The organism is Thermostichus sp. MS-CIW-37 (genome assembly GCF_054060065.1).
Window position 1 is genome coordinate 1 of record NZ_JBSSCV010000039.1, and the last position, 19339, is coordinate 19339.

At 59.5% G+C, this 19339-nt stretch carries 17 protein-coding genes; 6 read left to right on the forward strand and 11 right to left on the reverse strand.

Annotated features, from left to right (window positions below):
* Window positions 1-206: 206 nt before the first annotated feature.
* Window positions 207-839: a ribonuclease D gene (locus tag ACVWYZ_RS13120; RefSeq protein ID WP_457467311.1), complete on the reverse strand. Its 633-nt coding sequence runs from the start codon at window positions 837-839 to the stop codon at window positions 207-209.
* A gap of 57 nt (window positions 840-896) precedes the next feature.
* Window positions 897-1202, reverse strand: a complete 306-nt coding sequence (gene rpsN, locus ACVWYZ_RS13125; RefSeq protein ID WP_011432985.1) for a 30S ribosomal protein S14 — start codon at window positions 1200-1202, stop codon at window positions 897-899.
* Window positions 1203-1397: 195 nt separating this feature from the next.
* On the opposite strand from rpsN, the gene ACVWYZ_RS13130 reads away from it, so the two are divergent.
* Complete coding sequence (locus ACVWYZ_RS13130) at window positions 1398-1712, forward strand: hypothetical protein (protein WP_414344672.1); 315 nt, start codon at window positions 1398-1400, stop codon at window positions 1710-1712.
* Here the strand turns inward: ACVWYZ_RS13130 and ACVWYZ_RS13135 are convergent.
* Together ACVWYZ_RS13135 and ACVWYZ_RS13140 are read right to left on the reverse strand one after the other, a co-directional pair.
* Window positions 1709-3256 carry a YcjF family protein gene (locus ACVWYZ_RS13135; RefSeq protein WP_457467312.1) on the reverse strand — a complete coding sequence of 516 codons (1548 nt, stop codon included), beginning with the start codon at window positions 3254-3256 and terminating at the stop codon, window positions 1709-1711. The two genes, ACVWYZ_RS13130 and ACVWYZ_RS13135, sit on opposite strands and share 4 nt — an antisense overlap.
* A gap of 80 nt (window positions 3257-3336) precedes the next feature.
* Window positions 3337-3828, reverse strand: coding sequence for a cytochrome c oxidase assembly factor Coa1 family protein (locus tag ACVWYZ_RS13140; RefSeq protein WP_414409224.1), 492 nt, complete (start codon window positions 3826-3828; stop codon window positions 3337-3339).
* A gap of 519 nt (window positions 3829-4347) precedes the next feature.
* Between ACVWYZ_RS13140 and ACVWYZ_RS13145 the strand changes: the two genes are divergently transcribed.
* On the forward strand, window positions 4348-4668 hold the full coding sequence (locus ACVWYZ_RS13145; protein WP_414409225.1) for a hypothetical protein: 321 nt from the start codon (window positions 4348-4350) through the stop codon (window positions 4666-4668).
* Between the two features lie 42 nt (window positions 4669-4710).
* Here ACVWYZ_RS13145 and ACVWYZ_RS13150 read toward each other — a convergent pair whose 3' ends face one another.
* The 3 genes from ACVWYZ_RS13150 to pcrA all read right to left on the reverse strand — a co-directional run bounded on the left by ACVWYZ_RS13150 (window position 4711) and on the right by pcrA (window position 11872).
* On the reverse strand, window positions 4711-7908 hold the full coding sequence (locus tag ACVWYZ_RS13150) for an efflux RND transporter permease subunit (protein ID WP_457467313.1): 3198 nt from the start codon (window positions 7906-7908) through the stop codon (window positions 4711-4713).
* Window positions 7909-7970: 62 nt separating this feature from the next.
* Complete coding sequence (locus tag ACVWYZ_RS13155; protein WP_414375249.1) at window positions 7971-9242, reverse strand: efflux RND transporter periplasmic adaptor subunit; 1272 nt, start codon at window positions 9240-9242, stop codon at window positions 7971-7973.
* Window positions 9243-9511: 269 nt separating this feature from the next.
* Window positions 9512-11872 carry a DNA helicase PcrA gene (pcrA, locus tag ACVWYZ_RS13160; protein WP_457467314.1) on the reverse strand — a complete coding sequence of 787 codons (2361 nt, stop codon included), beginning with the start codon at window positions 11870-11872 and terminating at the stop codon, window positions 9512-9514.
* A gap of 186 nt (window positions 11873-12058) precedes the next feature.
* Here pcrA and ACVWYZ_RS13165 point away from each other — a divergent pair, with 186 nt between their 5' ends.
* Window positions 12059-12637 carry a hypothetical protein gene (locus ACVWYZ_RS13165; protein WP_414375247.1) on the forward strand — a complete coding sequence of 193 codons (579 nt, stop codon included), beginning with the start codon at window positions 12059-12061 and terminating at the stop codon, window positions 12635-12637.
* A gap of 130 nt (window positions 12638-12767) precedes the next feature.
* The gene (locus ACVWYZ_RS13170; RefSeq protein ID WP_457391939.1) at window positions 12768-13403 is read left to right on the forward strand and encodes a hypothetical protein; all 636 of its coding nucleotides are present in this window, start codon (window positions 12768-12770) and stop codon (window positions 13401-13403) included.
* Window positions 13404-13406: 3 nt separating this feature from the next.
* On the opposite strand, the gene dapF is transcribed toward ACVWYZ_RS13170, so the two are convergent.
* The gene (gene dapF, locus ACVWYZ_RS13175; RefSeq protein ID WP_457467315.1) at window positions 13407-14276 is read right to left on the reverse strand and encodes a diaminopimelate epimerase; all 870 of its coding nucleotides are present in this window, start codon (window positions 14274-14276) and stop codon (window positions 13407-13409) included.
* A 26-nt stretch (window positions 14277-14302) separates the two neighbouring features.
* Window positions 14303-14434 carry a photosystem II reaction center protein PsbN gene (gene psbN / locus ACVWYZ_RS13180; RefSeq protein ID WP_011432995.1) on the reverse strand — a complete coding sequence of 44 codons (132 nt, stop codon included), beginning with the start codon at window positions 14432-14434 and terminating at the stop codon, window positions 14303-14305.
* A 217-nt stretch (window positions 14435-14651) separates the two neighbouring features.
* Between psbN and psbH the strand changes: the two genes are divergently transcribed.
* The gene (psbH, locus tag ACVWYZ_RS13185) at window positions 14652-14855 is read left to right on the forward strand and encodes a photosystem II reaction center phosphoprotein PsbH (protein WP_011432996.1); all 204 of its coding nucleotides are present in this window, start codon (window positions 14652-14654) and stop codon (window positions 14853-14855) included.
* Between the two features lie 94 nt (window positions 14856-14949).
* Here psbH and ACVWYZ_RS13190 read toward each other — a convergent pair whose 3' ends face one another.
* Window positions 14950-16038 carry a PQQ-dependent sugar dehydrogenase gene (locus ACVWYZ_RS13190; RefSeq protein WP_457467317.1) on the reverse strand — a complete coding sequence of 363 codons (1089 nt, stop codon included), beginning with the start codon at window positions 16036-16038 and terminating at the stop codon, window positions 14950-14952.
* A gap of 280 nt (window positions 16039-16318) precedes the next feature.
* Between ACVWYZ_RS13190 and ACVWYZ_RS13195 the strand changes: the two genes are divergently transcribed.
* Window positions 16319-18715: a glycoside hydrolase family 31 protein gene (locus tag ACVWYZ_RS13195; protein WP_457467316.1), complete on the forward strand. Its 2397-nt coding sequence runs from the start codon at window positions 16319-16321 to the stop codon at window positions 18713-18715.
* Here ACVWYZ_RS13195 and ACVWYZ_RS13200 read toward each other — a convergent pair.
* Complete coding sequence (locus ACVWYZ_RS13200; protein ID WP_414332127.1) at window positions 18708-19175, reverse strand: peroxiredoxin family protein; 468 nt, start codon at window positions 19173-19175, stop codon at window positions 18708-18710. The two genes, ACVWYZ_RS13195 and ACVWYZ_RS13200, sit on opposite strands and share 8 nt — an antisense overlap.
* Window positions 19176-19339: the final 164 nt, after the last annotated feature.

Sequence of the window (19339 nt, forward strand, 5' to 3'; positions counted from 1 at the left end):
CGGTCAATTTCTTGACGCAACTCTTGTGGGACTATCAGCTTGCAACGTACAGAGATAGTCTGGCTCATGGGCTTATTGTAGTTTATCCAGACTTTTGACCAGCAAACCTATATGGAGGCGGGCTTTCCTCCCGACACCAAGCTTGCGGCTATGGTGCGGGCCTCCAGCCCGAAAATTCGGTGACTGTCTATCAAGTAAAGCCCCGCCTACTGATGTTCGAAGACGTTACTGAAGCCCAACAGATCCAGCTCGACCAAGGTAGGCAAATGTTGGAAACACTGCTGCGCCAACTCCCAGCGTTCTTCCCGCCGTAACATCTCCGCCAGCTTGTGGCGAACCGGAATCAAATAGCGAACATCGTTGGCGGCATACTCCAGTTGTTCGACGGATAGCGCGTGGACGGCTCCCCAATCGGAGCTTTGGGCAGTTTTGTTGAGTTCGACCCCGCACAGCTCGCTCACCACATCCTTGAGGCCATGCTTGCTGGTGTAGGTGCGGGCCAGTTTGCTGGCAATTTTGGTGCAAAAGACGGGCCACGCCCGGATCCCCAGGTGATAGCGCAGCATCGCCAGGTCAAAGCGGGCGTAGTGGAAAATCTTTTCAATGTTGGGATCCGTCAGCAGCCCCGCCAGAAGGGGGGCCTGCTTTACTCCACGGCTCAACCGCAACAACACCACCTCGCCGGCAGGGTTGGCGATTTGCACCACGCAAAGCCTGTCCCGCTGCGGGATCAACCCCATCGTCTCCGTATCCACGGCCAAGTGGGGTTCCCCGGCCAGGGCCTTTGCCACTGCAGGGGTGAGATCTTCGTCACAGAGCTGAAAAGGTTGCAGGCCCACTCAGGATCTCTCAAAAGGGTGTTTTGGCTGCATAACCAAGCAGCGAAGGCCAGGCAACTACCAGCTAGACTTGACCACACCTGGCAATAAGCCTCTGTGGGCCATTTCCCGCAGGCTGTTGCGGCACAGGCCGAAATCGCGGAAGTAACCCCGGGGACGCCCGGTTTTCCAGCAGCGGTTGCGCAGGCGTGTGGGCGAGCTGGCCCGAGGGAGTTTTTGCAGTTGGGCGTGCAGCTCCATGCGGGTGGCCTGGTCGATGTTGGGATCGGCCATGGCCGCTTTCAGTTGTTGGCGCTTCTCCCGATACTTCTCGACCAAGCGTTGGCGCTTTTTCTCCCGCTCGATCATGCTCTTTTTAGCCACGGCTCACTCTTTCCCCAGATTTTTCAGCTTTACTAGGATAACGAGGAGCAGCGGCCCCAAGCAAGGGGATCCCAGGCCCGCCCACGGCCATCCTCGCCAATGTTCATCCCTCTTTTCCGCTCTCCGTAGGATCCCTGAGGCCAGCCCCTCGGCTTGGGGGCAACCTACCTCTATAGGCGAGGTTGGTGTTGGGTGATGGCCATTTCCAGAGTGATCCCGTTTATCGCCACCAAGTTTAGGGTTTCCCCAGAGCAGATTGAGGCCACGCGCGTGATTCTCCACAAGCCGCCGGCTCTGTTGGCAGTGCTGAAGTCGGCCTCTCCACTGCCCAAAGAGGTTTTGCAGGATCCCAGTTTGGCCTATATCTATCCTGCCGCCTTCATTCAATGGTCGAAGTGCATGCATGGCTTGGCGGATTGGGACACTGGGCCGGCACTGAGCTACGCCGATTATGTGGCGCAACTGAAGCTGGCCTTCATGCCGACGGATATTGCCCTGAGCGGCCATTAGGGATCCCTTGGGTTGGCCATCCCATTTCGGAAGATGCGCCGGGAAGCCTCGCGGACAAACTCTTTGAGCCAACCGGATTTTTGGGTATTTTGCACCTGGGCTTTGACCACCGCCTGCATCCCCCCTTCTCCCCAGCTTTGGTTGTGCTGGAAATACTCAATGAAGCTCTTGCCGGCAATGCGGGTGAGATAGCCAGCACTGGCTGCCTGAATGGGGGCTGTCGCCAGAAAACCGACGACGCTCACTTCGGCAACGGTGGCCAAGATCCCCGTGGTCAGTTGGATCGCCCCTTCCACCAAGCCCAAGCCCGCTAGGGTTTTGGCCAGAGACAAGGCCAGCTCCCGCCCCTGCTGCAGGTTCATTTTGCAGCCGTAAAGGGATCCCAGTTCCACCACCATCTGGGCGTTGATGGCGGCAATGGCCAGCAGATCCACCGCCGGGATGGGGTTGGCGAACACCACTCCTGTAACAATCCACTGAAAGCGATCGATCACCTCCTCCGCCTGCCGGCGCAGTTGGGCTTGGAGAATCCGTTTGGCCTCTTCCCCCAACTGTTGCGATTGCAGCAGGGCATTGTCCAAGGCCAGGGATCCACCTTCGGCATAGAGCACTGCCTGCACGCGATCCCGCACCGCCGCCACCTCCGGCTCCGGTCGCCAGGTTTGGGATCCCACCCGCACAGGGGCTGGAGCAGCGGCAGCTATCAACACATCCTGAGGTGGGATCAGGGGATGAACCCGCTCCCGCAGGCGTTGCAAGAGGATCTGCCGTTCTTCTGAGGTGTAGCGATCCGCTTTGTTCAGGATCAGCAAGGCCCGCTTGCCCAGGGCGATCAACCGGCGCAAGGGATCCACCTCTGACTGGCGCAGATCCCCATCCACCACCACTAGGAGCAGATCGGCAGCTTGGGCTTGGGCTTGCGCCTCCTGTTCCCGCATCACCCCTGCCGGGCCGATCTCCAAAATGCCGGGGCAATCCAGGATCTGCACCGGCTGCGGGATCCCGGGCAAGTTCCAATCGTAACAAGCTACCGCCTGGGTGGTGCCCAGAGTGGCCCCCACCGCCCCCGCCCGCCGCCCCAGCAGCGCGTTCACCAGAGAAGTCTTGCCCGCCGACCCGGTGCCGAAGACCACCACCTTCAGTTGGGGCTGGGCCAATTGTTTGGCCAGTAGGGCCGACCGTTCTGCCAGCGCTGCCCGCGCCACCTGATCCTGGATTTGCGCCATCTGCGCCTCCAGTTGGGCCAAGTTCTGTTGCGCCGCTTTCCGCTTGTCCAAGGCCGTCTCCGGCAAGGCAAGGGGTTGGGTAATTTCCCTCCTGCTGGGGGCGGGTTGGCGAAACAGAAACAAGTAGTAGATGGCAGCGGCCAAAAACACCAGCAGCAGCAGCAGCAGCACCCCGATCAACAGCCCCCCCAAAATCGGGTGGTAACGGGTGGCGTAGTACAGATCGAGAAACGATTGGATTAGCCAAACGATCAGCCCGGTGAACGAGGCCAACAGCGCCAACAACAGCAGCAAGCGCAGGTAAGGGAGCGACCGCATAGGGATCCAAGGCCACAACCGTTCGCGTCAGCGGGACGGAGTCCTTTTGACTCTACCCGCGGCTGAGCCTATTCGGCTACCTAGATGTCGCCCTCTGGCTGCAGGGGCAGGGCTTCTCTATCCGGCTCTTCCTCTTCACAGCGAGATCCCCCCTCAATGACCGGAATGGCCTGCGGATCCCCGTCAACTTTCACCTGCAGATGGCGCAACTGCCATGCCGAGCCCGCCATGCCCCGCTCCGATTCCACAACCACATCGCCGGTGCGCTGGGCCCCTGTAATCAAAAAAGACAGACACACCCAGCCCGCTTCCTCATTTTCCTGAAAACGCAGCCGCGAGGGCCATCCCGGCCTCAACGGTTCCCCCAGACGTTCCACCACCACAGCATTTTGTTTGAGCTGCTCCACCGCCAATTGGTAGGTGCGATAGGCTCCTGAGGCACGGATCCCATTCCAGACTAGGATCCCTGCCCCCGCCAGCCCCAAGCCCAGCACCGCCAGTAGGCCCAGACAGCCGCAGCCACAGCAGCCCAGAGGGGCAGCACAGCCGACTGTTTGTGGAGTTTCCGACACGGCCAATCGCCACTACAGAATGCCCCCACACTAACACAAAGCTGGTGCTCATCCTCTATGCCTGCGTTGCCGACAAGGTACAGACAAAAAGCCGAGCAACCCTACGCCATTTGTCGGTGACGAACATCGCTTCTCAGTTCCGTATTGCCACAGATATCTGTTACGGCCTCAAACAACAGCTCGAAAAATCATGGGATCAGCACCTCTTTGGCAAGTTCAAGCAACTCACTGTTGAGTCTAATTTTGTACTGCAGCGAGGATGGGATCCCTACGTATCCAATTGTTGGCTCTACTCCCACTTCGATTGGAAAGGCTTGTGAAGCAAGGATTTCAAGCTTTTCGCCTGAATAGGATCTGGATGGATCAGAAAGTCAATGGATACCTGGAAAGCCCTATTTCCTGAACATTGGGAAAGATGACAAAGCGCGCATATCGAATCCGCTATTTGGCGGAGTAAATATCAGGGGGATTTATCGAGAATAAGAGCAGCAAAAGGTCTCAATCCAACCGCATAAACCTATGGATGAAGCGACGACCGTGACCGTGCAGCAGATCATTCAAACCGCCATGATGACCGGTCTGCTCACTGCTGCTCAGGAACACGAACTCAACGTGAGGCTATTCCGAGAGGAGTGCTCCGAAGCCGACCTGTTTCTGCTGCGCCGTTTGCACCGCTGCCTACGCCAGGGATCCATCCGCCAGATCCCGGCTTTGCACAACACCATAGCGGTTGGCCGCTTTGGCCCGCCCCTGCGCCTGGTACCGGACAGAGCCGAGGACGCACAGCCCCAACCTTCTGGGCTGAAACTGGTGCCTAAGCCTAACCCCAAGGTCAGCTAACCGAGATCAACAACGCCAATCCATCAGCAACGCCAACCACAGCTACTGACCGGAAGTCTCGGACAAGGCTGGGGGTGGGGCAACCGCTAGCTGGGGAAAAGAGGGAGTTGAGGTTTTGCTTTCCCCGCCATGCAGCAGCACATAAAAGCAAGGGATCACCAACAACGTCAGCAGCGTCGCCAGGGAAAGGCCGGAAAAGACCACAACCCCCAGCGGCTGTAGCAGTTCGGATCCCTCTCCCCAGCCCAGGGCCAAGGGAAACAGGCCCAGCACCGTCGTCACGGCGGTCATCAGGATCGGGCGCAGCCGCTGCGGGGCAGCCTCTAGCATGGCACTGCGGTAATCCAAGCCCTGTTCCTCCCGGATTTGGTTGGCCAACTCCACCATCAAAATGGCGTTGTTGACCACAATGCCCACCAGCAGCACCGCCCCCACCAGCACCGTAGCGCCCACAGCCGTGCGGGTGAGGAACAAGCCCAGGATCCCGCCGGAGAGAGCCAAGGGCACCGCCAGCATGATCACCAGCGGGTCGAGGAGGGAGTTATACTGCACCGCCATCACCACAAACACCAAAAAAGCTGCCAGGGATCCCAGCAGCAGCAGGTTATTGCGCAGCTCCCGGTTGTTTTCCAAAGCCACGCTGGGCAGGCGGGTCACGCCGGGGGGCAACTCCAAGCCGGATAAGATCCCATCCAGCTCGGCGATGGCGGCACTTTGGCTGGCCCCGGCCCTAAGACTGCCGTTCAAAATGACCACCTGCCGTTGGTTGAGACGGCGAATTTCCCCAGGGGCCTCCCCCATCTGCAACCTGGCCACATCCCCCAAGCGCAGGGGCTGCCCATTCTGCACAACCAAGGGCAGGCGCTCCAGTTGCGAAGGCTGGGTGATGGACGTGGCCGGGCGAACCCGCACATCCAGGAGGCGGTCTCCCTGCTGCAGTTGGGCGGGCACGGATCCCTGCACTGCCGTCTGTACCACCCGGCCTATGTCCTGAAGGCTGAGGCGCAAGGGGGCGGCCCGCTCCCAATCGGGCCAAATCTGGAGTTCCGGTTGGCTGTCATCCGCCTCGGGGCGGAAGGTGGAGAGGGTGGCCTGTTCGTCCAAGGCCCGCAACACTGTGCGGCTGGCCTCTTGAAGCGCCTGGGTGCCTTCCCCTTGAAGCACCACATCCACTTCGGCATTGATGGCAGAGTTACGGGCGGAAAGGCCGCGTACACTGCCCGGAGACATGCGGATGCGGGATCCCACCAGGTTGAGTTGGCTGACCAGCTCATTCATCCGATCCACAAAGGGCCGCACTGCTGTGCCGGGCTTAAGGGTGATGGTGCTGGTGCCCCGCAGGGGGTTTTCAAAGGTGCTGCCCCCGGAGGCAGATCCGCCTGCGGTGGTGAACACATACTCCACCTCAGGCTGTTGCAGCAGAAGGCGATCCACCTCCTGCATAATGCGGTGGTTGGTATCTAGGGTGGTGCCGGGGGCAAAGTTGGCAGACAGGTTCACCCGCCCGGTGCTGATGCGGGGCAGCAGCTCCTGGTTCAGTTGCCCGGCCATCCAGTAGCTTCCTCCGCCCAGGAGAAGAAATGCCAGCAAGATCGGCAAGGCAGGTCGTTCTAACAGACGGCTCAGCAACCGTTGGTAGGCGTAGGTGCCGCCCAGCATCGCCCGCGCAAAGCTGCGGATCGGGCCCCACTGCCCCAATCCACTGCTGCGGCGAATCGTCAACAGGCGTGAGGTGAGCATGGGCACCACCGTCAGGCCCACCACCAGGGATCCGGCCACAGCAAAGCTGATGGTCAAAATCAGCTCGTTGAAAATCAGCGAAACAAACCCTCCCACCAGCAAAAAGGGCAACACCGACACCAAGTTGGTGGCCGTTGAGGCCACCAGGGCCGATTCCAACTGGCGGCTGCTGCGCTCCGCCTGCTCGAGCACCCGCTGCCCAAACCAACGGGCATCCTGCCGCGGGATCCCTTCTGTTCCTTTAGCGATGGCTTCCAACATCACGATGGCGTTGTCCACCACGATCCCCACCCCCAGGGCCAGGCCCCCCAGGCTGATGATGTTGATGGAAAGGCCGAACAGGCCCATCAGCAACACCGCCATCAGGGTGGCCAGAGGAATGGCCGCCACCACGATCAGGGTCTGGCGCAGGGATCCCAAAAACAGCAGCACCGCCAGCCCGGCCAGCACCCCCCCACTCACGCCGGCAAGAGCCACACTTTGAATCGAGCTGCGGATGAAGCGGGACTCGTCGCCGGTGGGGATCAGGGTCACCTCCGGCGGGATGAGGCCAGCGGCCCGCAGTTGCTCCAGGCGGCGACGGATCCCGTCCACCACGCGGATGGTATTGGCATCGGGCTGCTTTTGAATGCTCAGGCGCACCGCCGGCTTTCCATTCAAGGTTACCCGCACCCCTTCGGCGGCAGGGCGAACAGCCACCGTGGCAAAATCGCGCAGGTGCACCGTTCCTCCGCTGGGGGTGTTGAAGCGCAACGCTTGAATGTCTTCTAGGCTGCGGAACCGGCCCATTGTGCGCGTCAAAGGCTCCAACAGCTCGCCGCGGATCCGACCACCGGCAAGATCCTGGTTGCGGGCTTGCAGTTGGCCGAGCACATCCGCTAGGCCCAGCCCCAGGGCCTGCAGCCGCTCCAAGTCCAGATCCACCTGCACCTCTTCAAGGGTGCCCCCGGCCACATCCACCGTAGCCACCCCCGGCACCACTCCCAGCTCGCGGGCCAACTCTGCTTCAGCAAAGCGGCGCAGCTCCACGCCCGTCAGCCCAGGCGCGCTCAGGGCAAACTCGTAAACAGGCAACTGGGAGGGGTCAAACTTGAACACCGTGGGAGCCGAAACCCCATCCGGCAGCCGCCCTCTGGCCCGGTTCACCGCTGCCGTGGTGTCGTTCAGGGCTTGGTCGATGTTCCCCCCTGGCGCAAAGAAGAGATCCACCCGAACCTGCCCTTCGCGGGTGGTGGAATAGAGCTGTTCCACCCCTTCCACTGTGGAAAGAGAGTCTTCCAAAGGGCGGGTGATCTCCTCAACGGCCACCTCTGGGGTTACTCCCGCCAGCTCCACCCGCACGCCAATACGGGGATAGACAATCGAGGGCAGCAAGTCCACCGGCAGGCGGGTGAGGAAATAGAGGCCCATGACGATCACTGCCAAGGCCAGCATCAGGGTGCCGATGTGGCGGCGGATGGCCAGGCCGCTGAGGCTGAGTCCACTGTTGGCTGGGGTCATGGGTTTGGCTTCCTTGCTATTCAAACTTGCTATTCAGAAACTTGCTATCCAGAGTATTCAGATCAAAATCGTTCGGAGATGACACTCAACTGCACTTCCTGCCCATCTTGGAGAGGAGCAGAGCTGCGCACCACAAACGGTTCGCCAGCCTCCAATCCCGACACAATTTCCACCCGTCCATCCCGCTGTTCTCCCAATTGCACCGGGCGGGCCAACACCCGCGTCACTTCTCCCTGCCGCTCCACCACAAAGACCGTAGCAGAACCCGGCCCATTCTGCTGAATCGCTGTTGCGGGAACGATCACCCGTTGAGCCGCCGGCCCCGTCAATGCCACCCGCGCCAGCAGCCCACTGCCAATGCGTCCGTTGGGATTGGCGATCACCACTTCAACCGGGATCAGACGGGCCTGGGGATCCGCAGCCGGGGAAATGCGGACAATTTGTCCGGCGAAGCTCTGGCCGGGAAAAGCGTCCAATTCCACCCGAACGGCTTGGCCCACCTGTACGCGCGACAACTCCAACTCGGAGAGGGGAAACTCCACCCTCACCTGGCTGAAATCGGCCACCGTCAGTACATCTGCCCCTGAGTTCAAAAAGCTGCCCGGATCCGCCTGCCGGGAGAGCACCACCCCACTTAGGGGTGCTCGCAACTGTGTGTAGGAAAGGCGCTCTTGGGCCTGAGCCACCAAAGATCTCTGCGCTTCCACCTGGCGTTGGGCGGCGATCACGGCTTGTTCTTGGACGCGAACCTGGTCTTCCGCAGAGCGCAAAGCCTGGGCGGCGGTGCGGGCCGCAGTACGAGCTTGCTCCGCCTGCTGGGCAGAAACAGCTCCCTCCTGTGCCAACCGTCCTAGGCGCTCGGCATCGGCTTCCTGTTGTAGAAGATTCAGACGGGCCTGCTCCACTTGGGTGCGGGCATTGCTGAGCTGCGCTTGTGCCTGTGCCACCTGAGATTCTTGCGCTGCCAGTTGGGCCTGGGCCTGGAGAAGAGCAGCCTGCAGCAGCGTGGGATCCAGTTGGCCCAGCAGTTGCCCCTCTTGGACGGGATCCCCGACCTCCACCGATAACTCCAAGAGCAATCCTTCGGTACGGGTTCGCAGCGTGGCTTGCCGCAGGGGCTGGGTAGTGCCGGTGTAACGCAAGTCGGCCCCCAGGGATCCCACCTGGGCTCTGGTCACATCTACCGAGACAGGACGCGGTGCTCCCATCCCTGCTGGACGCTGGGCCCAAAACATCTGGGCATAGACGACAGAGCTAGGAACACCCAAAAACAGCACTAGGCTGAGTGTGCAGGCGTGAGGAAGCTGCCATTGGGGAGAGTAAACCCGGCTCACAGGCACAAGAGAACGACTTGTCGGTTTGGACTGCCCACCTAGCGAAATGGTTCAAACCCAGACGGTGAACTCGTGAACCTTTCAGGGGCTTTACTCTGGCAGACCTTCACAGTTCTACACGATAAAAGGGATCCCTGCCAACCCATTCTCCAGAGAGCCTTTCACCAGCACAAGAGGTTCCTGCAAAGGCAATCTCGAATGAGCTACAGACTTCTACACCACTTCCCCTTATCTCTCTTCATCACTGGGTTCCTTCCGAGTTCAGCCGCTTAGCTGAGCTTTTGAATGGGAGCAATACGGGGATCCAGGATTTTCTGTTGCCCAATACCGGGAAACCTCACCGCAATCGTGACCCGTTCACCACTGCCGAACACATGGGTAATCTGGCCTTGTCCGAATTGGGGATGTTGCAAACGATCTCCAATCGCCCACTGTTCTGAACGGCTTTGGCGGCGATTGGGCCTGGCCTTGGGTGCCGTTGCAAGGGGCAGCCCACTGCCGTGGGAAAGCTGTCGAGAAGGGGCTCCGCGCCTGTCGGACTCGATCAACTCTTGAGGTAGCTCACTTAAAAATACGGAAGGAATGGCCGGTTCTCGGTTGCCGTAGAGCATCCTTTCCCTGGCGTGGCTGATATACAACTGCTCACGGGCACGGGTAATGCCCACGTAGCAAAGGCGTCGCTCTTCTTCCAAAGCAGCGGGATCCTCCAAAGCCCGGAAATTGGGAAATAGACCCTGTTCCACCCCCACCAAGAACACAACAGGAAACTCCAAACCTTTGGAAGAGTGCAACGTCATTAGCGAAACTTTCTCAGCGCCTTCCTGAAGGTTGTCCAAGTCGGAAGCCAAAGACACATTGCTCAAAAAAGCCTCAAGGCTGGGATCCTCCTGTTCTTCCTCGAATTGGCGGGCGGCATTGTAAAGTTCCATCACGTTGGCCGCTCTTTCTTCGGCTTCGTCTGTACCCTGTGCCTTGAGATCCTCCAAATAGCCGGAATCCCTTAGCAACCCTTCGATAAGGGTGGCGGCTGAGGTTTGAGAAGCCTGTCGATGCCAATGCTGAATCAACTGAGCAAACTGAATGACAGGCTTAGCCGAACGGCCCGCCAAGCTACTTACAGAGGTTTCATCGCTGAGAATTTCCCACAAAGGCACGTTGAGAGCCGCCGCCGCTTCGGTCAGCTTGTCCAGAGTAGATTTGCCGATGCCACGGCGCGGCACGTTAATAATTCGCAGCAGGCTAAAGGAGTCGGCAGGGTTGGCCACAACCCGCAAATAGGCCAGGACATCCTTAATTTCTTTGCGATCGTAAAATCGCAGTCCGCCTACCACCGTGTAAGGGATCCCCCACCGCAGCAAAACCTCTTCAAAAGGACGGGATTGAGCGTTGGTGCGGTAGAGAATGGCAAAATCTCCCCAGGAGAAAGCATTGGCATTTTGGCTGTGTAACCGCCGGATGGTATTGACAACAAACTCAGCCTCTGCAATCTCGTCATCCGCCTGATGAAGGAAAATCGGACTTCCTTGCTGACGGGTTGGCCTGAGAACTTTATCAATGCGCTCTGTATTTTTCTCGATGAGGGCGTTGGCCGCCTGCAGAATGGTAGCTGTAGAGCGATAGTTCTCCTCCAGCTTGATCATGGTGCGGGTATCATCATCCGGGAGACCATCTCCAAAGGTCTCTTGAAACTCCAGCAAAATGGTAAAATCTGCCCCGCGAAACCGATAGATGCTTTGATCGGCATCTCCCACCACAAAGATCGATCGGTTCCTCCAATCCAACTGAGATCTGCGGGTCTCGCCGTTGGTGGCCAGCAGACGGATCAGCTCATACTGGGTACGGTTGGTGTCTTGGTATTCGTCTACCAAAATATGTCGAAATCGTTGGTGCCAGTAAGCCAACACCTGCTCATTTTGTCGAAAAAGCTGCACCGGTATCCAAATCAAGTTATCAAAGTCCAGTGCGTTGTTGGCTGCCAGTTGGTCTTCATAGATTTCGTAAACTTGGGCGATGGTACGGCCACGGAAGTTGGGTTGATTGCGCTCCAGGTCGGCAGGAGTCCAGCCTTGGTTTTTGGCATTGCTAATGGCGTAGCGTACCGACCTTGGGTCAAACTTGCGCTCATCTAAGTTCAGTTGCTTGGTTACAATCTCCTTCACCAGGGATTGGGCATCTGATTCATCGAAAATCGAGAAGTTGCGAGTCCACTTTCGCCCCTTGGGATCCTGATATTTTTCAATATCTATGCGCAGGATCTGGGCAAATAAGCTGTGGAAAGTGCCGATCCAAAGGGGTTTAATCAGCCGATGGTAAACGCTGGATTTCAGCCGGGTGACTTGGGCTGGCTCCAATTGCTCCAGCGGGATCCCAAATTGTTCTTGAGCTTCTTGCTCGGCAAAGAGCTGCTCAATGCGCTCTTTCATCTCACGGGCAGCCTTATTGGTGAAGGTCACGGCCAAAATTTCTCCTGGATCCACCCGATAGTGGCGAACCAGGTAGGCAATGCGGTGGGTGAGGGCGCGTGTCTTGCCGGAACCTGCCCCGGCAACCACCAGCAACGGGCCACAAAAATGTTGCACCGCTTGGCGCTGAGAAGGGTTGAGGGCATCCAGCAAAGAGGCGTGAGTCATGGCCAGCAAACCAGAAACTGCCTTCCATTATGGGCACCAACCCAATGGGGATGAGAAGCCGAGAGGTCATTTTGGAGCACCAAAGATGAAGATCGGTTAAGATTTGGCCGGCCCGCTCCAGAACTCCCCGCCATGAACCGAGTGCTGTCCTGCTGCTGTGCCCCGGCTAACCGCTGCTGGCTTTGCTTGCCAAAGAGACTTGTCGCTTCGGGGTTTGTCACCCTTGTCCTGCTTTTGGCGGGCGCGTTCGATCCCGTTCAAGCCGGCAACTGCCCCAGCAATGGTAACCGTGATGAATCTCTGGCTTTCAAAGTGGAGAGCGTTTTCGGAGGGCAGCTTGACTTAAGTCGGTACGACGGCATTCAAGCGCTGATCCTGACCAACAGCCAAACCCGCTCGCAATCGGAAGCCCTCTCCAAAAGTTTGGCCCTGGAGTTCGGGCGAAACCCCCGACTGCGACAGATTGTGCTGGTAGATGGTAGGGGGCTGCTGTTGGTGCGAAATTTGGTTTTGCAGGTCATCCGAGAGAGCGTGCCGACGGATCCTCGTTTGGTTTCTCCATTTGTGTACGTCTCTGTCGATTTTGAGGGAGAAACCATCCAGAAGCTGCAAGAAATAGCCGCTGCAACCTTGCCTGGGATCAATTTTCGCCAACAGGCCGCTTTGCTGCTTTTGGATGGCCAGGGAACTCTTCTGAGCGGATTTGCCGACTTGGAGCGATCCAACCTCAGCATTCGCCGGTGCATTCGCACCCTCATCGGATAGTCCCACCTCCTTTTCACACCGGGAACGTCTCTTTTCTGCCGCTCTGGCCCAACCGTTAGACTGGTCATACCGGTCATGTTGAAGCTTTGAGTCAACCGGTCGAACGACGGCTCTCTGTTCGCGGGATCCCATGCGCCGCCAGCTCAAAATCTTGAACCAAATCCTCGATTACAAGCTTGCCGACTTGCGGCTGTTTGGCCGAGCCGAGCTGAAGGGGCCTGTTCTCAACGTGCTGCTGGAACGGCTGCCAGGCGATGTGGTGGATACCCTGCAGGTGATGGAGGTGGTGCGCAGTGCGGTGGAAGCCTCTCTGCTGCAGGGGTTGCGCAAGGTCAACGTTTACCTTTGGTGCCGCGGACAAACCGAAGAAGCGCCGGAGTGGAGCGAAAGTTTTGCCGTAGAGCCATTGGTCTTGGCCCACCCCAAAGAGCCCCGGAATCTGGCTTCCAGCTACCGACAAGACTATCCCGGTATGCGGGTGCTGTTTTTCTGCTTGGGCATCTGTCTGGGCGGCCTTTACCTGTTGGGGGAGTGGGATCAGGCAGATTGGATCCCAGTTGCTGTGGCTTTCGTCTTAGGGGTGGTGTTCCCTTGGCTCAAACGATTCCTCAACCGATGGATTCACCCCCTGTTCCTGCGCCTCGGCCTGGGGTTGGGCTTGGTCTTGTTGGGCCTGGCGTTGGCGCTGATCTGGCGGCAGGGCTGGAGCGTTGCCTATGGGATCCTCGGCCTGCTGGCCATCCTCCTGTTGGGTCTGGGAGCCTAGTTCTCAACCGGCAGTGGTGCCGCTGAAGACGTGCAGGGCAGGGCCGGTCATCCACACATGCTGTGTGCTCGGATCCCAGCGAATTTCCAGATTTCCTCCCGGCAGTTCCACCGTAGCTTGCGGTTCTGCCCGCTCTTCCAAGACAGCAGCCACCAAAGTGGCACAGGCACCCGTCCCACAAGCCAGCGTTGCCCCTGCTCCCCGCTCCCAAACCCGTAGGCGCAGACGAGTCGGGCTGAGCACCTGCACAAATTCGGTGTTGGTGCGCTCAGGAAAGGCCGGATGATGCTCAAACAGGGGGCCCACAGCTGCCAAGTCCAGCTCCTCCAGGGATCCCTCTTCTTCCAGGAAGACCACACAATGGGGGTTGCCCATGCTCACCGACGTCACCCGCCACTCTCGCCCGGCCACTGCAAGCGGCTGCCGAATGACCTTCTCCTCGGGTTCGGCCAAGGTGGTGGGGATTTGCTTGGCCAAAAGGCGAGGGATCCCCATGTCCACTGTGACCAGCCCATCTGCCCGCACCTGCGGCACGATTCGCCCCGCCAAGGTGTGGATCTGGTAGGCGCCATCCCGACCTGGGATCCCCAAGTCCTGCAGAAAGCGGGCCAAACAGCGGATCCCATTGCCGCACATCTCCGCCTCGGAACCGTCGCTGTTGAAGAGGCGCATGCTGAAATCTGCCCCCTCCTGCCCCGGCAGCAGGAAGATAACCCCATCGGCTCCTACCCCAAAGCGGCGATTGCAAAGGGCGACGGCCTCTTCCGGGCTCAAGCAGGGTTGAGACTGCCAGCGGTTGTCCACCAAGATAAAATCGTTCCCCAACCCCTGGTACTTGTGAAAGGAGAGACGGGGGGTCAACCGAGCAGACATTTACCCAGATATCCCAACGACAGGCCTTAATCCTCGTGCATCTCGTAGGGATCCTGCAAGTCCTTGGAAGGGGGGCCAAAGGCCGTGTAGATGGCAAACGCGGTGATGCAGATGGTGACTGCCGCAATCGCCACAATTAGGGAAAAGGTGGGTTCCATATCTAAGTCTGAGTCCTCAGATCCTGAGAGCGTTCGACTACAGTATTACACAAGTTTACAATTCATTGCTCAAGGCAAAAGGGGTTGGCCAGATTCTGATAGCGTGATTTTAATGGGGTGGCTGTCTGGGCGGTGCCGAGCACCAAGGATCCACCGCCCGGGTTGGTCATCTTCGACTTCATCAATGTGTTCTGTTCCTAACTTACTGCGAGAACCTATGGCCATTCGTACCAGACTGGGCGATCTGCTGCGTCCCCTCAACTCGGAATACGGCAAAGTGGCTCCCGGCTGGGGCACCACGCCCCTGATGGCGGTCTTCATGGCCCTATTTGCCGTCTTTTTGTTGATTATCCTGCAGATTTACAACAAGTCGCTGCTTTTGGAAGACATTAACGTCTCCTGGGAGAGCCTCAGCTTTTGAGTTCCCAGGCCCTACTCTGGGGAAAGTCCCTGTCCCGCCAAAGAGCTGCCCAGCGGGAGCAGGATAGTTTCCGTCATCTCCTAAGCCGATGCCTTCAGGGTGCTGGCTCCAGGCGCAGCAGGGATCCATTCGGGGCGTCCGTCAACAGGTAAAGGAGTCCATCCGGCCCCTGCCGCACATCGCGAATGCGGCCCACCGCCCCCTCTAAGAGACGCTCTTCTGCCACCACGCGCTCTCCATCCAGTACCAGACGGGCCAAGTGTTGCCCGGCCAGCGCCCCCACAAACAGGTTGCCCCGCCATTCGGGGAAAGCCTCTCCCGTGTAGAAAGTCATGCCAGAAGGAGCGATAGAGGGCGTCCAGTGCAGCAGAGGGGAAGCCAAGCCGGGAGCTGCCGCCAGTCCTTGGCCGACGGGTTCTCCCGTATATTCTCGACCGTGGGTGATTAGGGGCCAGCCGTAGTTGACGCCGGGGGCCAAGATGTTGATCTCGTCCCCACCCTGCGGCCCATGTTCATGGGACCAAATTGCCCCTGTTTCAGGGTGGCGGGCCATTCCCTGAATGTTGCGGTGGCCATAGGTAAAAGTTTCCGGCAAAGCCCCTGCTTGGCCGACAAATGGGTTGTCCGCCGGGATCCCGCCCGCATCCGTAATGCGCAACACTTTACCGGCAGAATCCCCCAAATCTTGGGCTCGATCCCGTTCTCCCCGGTCTCCGGTGCTGATGTAGAGGAATCCTTCTTCGTCAAAGACCAAACGGGAGCCAAAGTGCTGCCGGGCAGGGGTTTTGCGCTCCATATCAAAAATCACTTCCAGATCCTGTAGGCCCCCTTCCCCCAGACGGGCTCGCGCCACCCGCGTGCCTCCCCCACCGGGCCCAGGCGCTGCATAAGACAGATAAATCCAGCCGTTCTCTGCATGGTTGGGGTGCAAGGCGATGTCCAGCAGGCCCCCCTGCCCCTGGGCAAACACCTCGGGCACACCGGCTATGGGCTGGGGATCCAATCCCTGGGGGGTAACTCGGCGCAGCCGCCCTGGGCGTTCGGTAACCAAGAGAGTTCCATCCGGCAAAAAGGCCATCCCCCAAGGGTGCTCCAAACCCTGGGCCAAAGTAACTACCCGAAACGCTTGCTCCGTTCTGGCCCTGGGCAAGGCTTGGGCATGATCCCCCCGTTGCAGGGTCATCACCATCTCCGGGCTGACCGGGTAGGCCGCCACGACAGCGGGGACGGACACCCCCCCAAAAAGCAGCAGTGAGGAGAGAAGCTTGATCGCCGGGATCCTCATGGCCATTGCCGCCTCGTTTTCGCGATGGATTCTGGGATCTGAGCTAACCGATTATTGCCGCTGCTCTTCTGGAGAGGGGTACCGATGAGGGCAGAACCCGCTACGGACAAGCGTGGGCAACCCGCTGTTCCCTCCCGGCCTTAGGTTAGCCTTGAGGGCGGCGATCTGTCTCCAAACCATGCTGGAACCTGGCGAGATCTTGGGACTCCGTCCCGCTGACGCGAATGGCCAATTCCCCGCCCGCCCACCCCAAAGGCAAACTTGTGGATCCCTGCAACAGCTCCAGGCTCACTCTCGCGGGATCCACCTCATCTGTGCCCAGGGCCGCTGGTCTATGCAGGTGCTCACCCCCCGTCTGTTTCGGCTGCGCTTTAGCCCCAGCGGAGCGTTTTTGCCCCGTCGTTCCTGGGATGTGGCTCCAGCCGATGAAGAGTGGCCGCCGGCTCCCTTTGAACTGCAGGAAAGCTCCACCCAAATCCACCTGTCCACCTCCCAGGTGCAAGTTCAGATCGATCGGGATCCCATCCGGTTTAGTTTTCAAGATTCTCAAGGGCAAGAGTTCTGCGCCGATGTCCCTTCCGGCCTTACCTGGGGATCCGATAGCATCCGCCTGGTCAAACACCTCCACCCTGCCGAGCACATCTACGGCCTGGGGGAACGGGCAGGGTTGCTCAACAAACGAGGCCGGCGCTACAGCCACTGGACTCGCGACTGCTGGAACTACGATGCCCACAGCGACAATCTCTACCAGGCCATTCCCTTTGCCTTGTTGCTTCGCCCTGGCCTCTGCTACGGCTTATTCCTGCACTGTACCCACTGGAGCCGGTTCGATCTGGGGGAGACGGATCCCGAGCAGTGGGCCATCGAAGTGCATGCCCCAGAGCTGGACTACTACCTCATTTACGGCCCCACTCCAGACTTGGTGCTCGATACCTATACCCAACTTACCGGGCGGATCCCTCTTCCCCCCCTCTGGGCCTTGGGCTACCAACAGTGCCGCTGGAGCTACGCCAGTGCCGCTCAGGTGCAGGCAATAGCCGAGCAATTTCGCCAACGTCAGATCCCCTGCGACGTCATCTATTTGGATATCGACTACATGCGCGGCTACCGCGTCTTCACCTGGGATCCCCGCCGCTTCCCCGAACCGGCCCGGCTCATGGCCCAACTCCACGAGGCTGGCTTCCGGGTGGTAGCCATTGTGGATCCCGGCGTCAAGTTCGAGCCCGAAGCCGACTACGCCGTCTTCGACGAGGGCTTGGCCCAGGATTTCTTTATCCGCCGCGCCGACGGCCACCTCTTCCATGGCTACGTTTGGCCAGGCAAAGTCCTCTTTCCCGACTTCTTGCGCCCCGGAGTGCGGCAGTGGTGGGGATCCTGGCAACGGGTTCTCACCCAAGCCGGTGTGGATGGCATCTGGAACGACATGAACGAGCCGGCCCTCAACGACCGCCCCTTTGGAGACGGCGGCCAGATCGTCGATATCCCCCTCGATGCCCCCCAAGGCCCACCCGACGAACCCACCACCCACGCCGAAGTTCACAACCTGTACGGCCTGCTGATGACACGCGCTTCCCGTGAAGGCTTGGAACAGCTCAACCCCAACCGGCGCCCCTTCGTGCTGACTCGCTCCGGCTTTGCTGGGATCCAGCGCTGGTCTGCCGTCTGGACAGGCGACAACCAATCCTCCTGGGAACACCTGGAGATGTCCCTGCCCATGCTCCTAAACCTGGGCCTGTCGGGGGTGAGCTTCGTGGGTGCGGACATCGGCGGCTTCGGTGGCAATGCCACTCCCGAGCTGTTTGCCCGTTGGATGCAAATGGGAATTCTTTACCCCCTCATGCGCGGCCACAGCGCCCTGGGCACCCGCCCCCACGAGCCCTGGAGCTTTGGCCCAGAGATTGAAGCCATCTGCCGGCAGGCCATCCAGTTGCGCTACCAACTGCTGCCCTACCTCTACAGCCTCTTTTGGGAGTCCAGCCAAACCGGATCCCCCATCTTGCGCCCCCTTCTCTACGAGTTTCCCGACGATCCGCAAACCTACGAGATCTCGGATCAAGTCATGCTGGGATCCGCCCTCCTAGCTGCCCCTGTGGTTCGGCCTGGCGTGCGGTGCCGCGCTGTTTATCTGCCCCAGGGCACTTGGTTCGATTGGTGGACAGGTCAGGCCCACACCGGCCCCGGCTACATTCTCGCCCCTGCCCCTCTTGAGCAACTGCCATTGTTTGTGCAGGGTGGCTCCATCCTGCCTCTGGCTCCCCCCTGCCCATCCACCGTCCGCCTGCGCCGTGACCAACTGCGCCTCAAGCTCTACCCCGGCAACGGCAGCTTCACTCTCTACGAAGACGACGGGGAAAGCCTCGCTTATCAAGCGGGAAGCTGGGCCACCACCTTCTTCCGCTTGCAGCAGCAAGATAGCCAGCTCATTTTGGGAATTGGGGCTCGCCAGGGCAACTGGATCCCGCCCCAGCGTAGCTGGCTTCTGGAGCTCCTTGGCCACACTCCCCTCTCCCTACCGGACACCGGACAGCCGCAACAGGTTCTCTGGCCCACCCCAGAGGATCCCACGTCTAGCTAATTGCCCTCACGGCCTCCAGCAGCTCCCGGTTGTCTCGCTTGAACAGGGGCAGCCACTCCACGTGCTGGTAGCGCAGGATCCCTTGGCTATCCACCAAAAAATAGGCCCGCCGCGTCCCCAGCAGGCTGTCCACCCCGTACTGCTGGCTCACGGTTCTGTCCACATCGCTCAGCAAAGGAAACTCCAGCTTAAGCTGCTCGGCAAAGGCTTGGTGCCTGGAGAGGGGATCGCTGCTGATCCCCAAGATCTCGCAGCCCGCGGCCCGGAAAGCTTCCCAATCCTCCCGAAAGCAACGCATCTCGCTCGTGCATACCGGGGAAAAATCCGCCGGGTAAAAGGCCAGCAACACCTTGCTCTTGCCCCGGTAGGCCGCCAGTGAAATCTGGGCTCCCTTTTGGATCCCTTTCCCCACCGCAGGCAAGCTAAAGTCAGGAGCAGCAGCCCCAATCACAATCCCCATAAACCCGTCTGACCCAATCTGAGCTCACTTCAACAGTCTAACGGTGGATCCGGATCCCTTCTGGCTTCAAAAAATTTTGGGTTGGATATCTTGACGGGGTGGTGGTGGTGGGGATAGGGTAGTAAAGCGCTGATGAGGCCACCAGCCCCGGCGTCCCAGAACCT

Excerpts from the sequence above, each read along its gene's own strand:
- ACVWYZ_RS13130 (WP_414344672.1), top strand. The coding sequence starts at position 1,398 with ATGGCCATTTCCAGAGTGATCCCGTTTATCGCCACCAAGTTTAGGGTT.
- ACVWYZ_RS13135 (WP_457467312.1), bottom strand. The coding sequence starts at position 3,256 with ATGCGGTCGCTCCCTTACCTGCGCTTGCTGCTGTTGTTGGCGCTGTTG.
- ACVWYZ_RS13145 (WP_414409225.1), top strand. The coding sequence starts at position 4,348 with ATGGATGAAGCGACGACCGTGACCGTGCAGCAGATCATTCAAACCGCC.
- ACVWYZ_RS13150 (WP_457467313.1), bottom strand. The coding sequence starts at position 7,908 with ATGACCCCAGCCAACAGTGGACTCAGCCTCAGCGGCCTGGCCATCCGC.
- pcrA (WP_457467314.1), bottom strand. The coding sequence starts at position 11,872 with ATGACTCACGCCTCTTTGCTGGATGCCCTCAACCCTTCTCAGCGCCAA.
- ACVWYZ_RS13170 (WP_457391939.1), top strand. The coding sequence starts at position 12,768 with ATGCGCCGCCAGCTCAAAATCTTGAACCAAATCCTCGATTACAAGCTT.
- dapF (WP_457467315.1), bottom strand. The coding sequence starts at position 14,276 with ATGTCTGCTCGGTTGACCCCCCGTCTCTCCTTTCACAAGTACCAGGGG.
- psbN (WP_011432995.1), bottom strand. The coding sequence starts at position 14,434 with ATGGAACCCACCTTTTCCCTAATTGTGGCGATTGCGGCAGTCACCATC.
- psbH (WP_011432996.1), top strand. The coding sequence starts at position 14,652 with ATGGCCATTCGTACCAGACTGGGCGATCTGCTGCGTCCCCTCAACTCG.
- ACVWYZ_RS13190 (WP_457467317.1), bottom strand. The coding sequence starts at position 16,038 with ATGACCCTGCAACGGGGGGATCATGCCCAAGCCTTGCCCAGGGCCAGA.
- ACVWYZ_RS13195 (WP_457467316.1), top strand. The coding sequence starts at position 16,319 with ATGCTGGAACCTGGCGAGATCTTGGGACTCCGTCCCGCTGACGCGAAT.
- ACVWYZ_RS13200 (WP_414332127.1), bottom strand. The coding sequence starts at position 19,175 with ATGGGGATTGTGATTGGGGCTGCTGCTCCTGACTTTAGCTTGCCTGCG.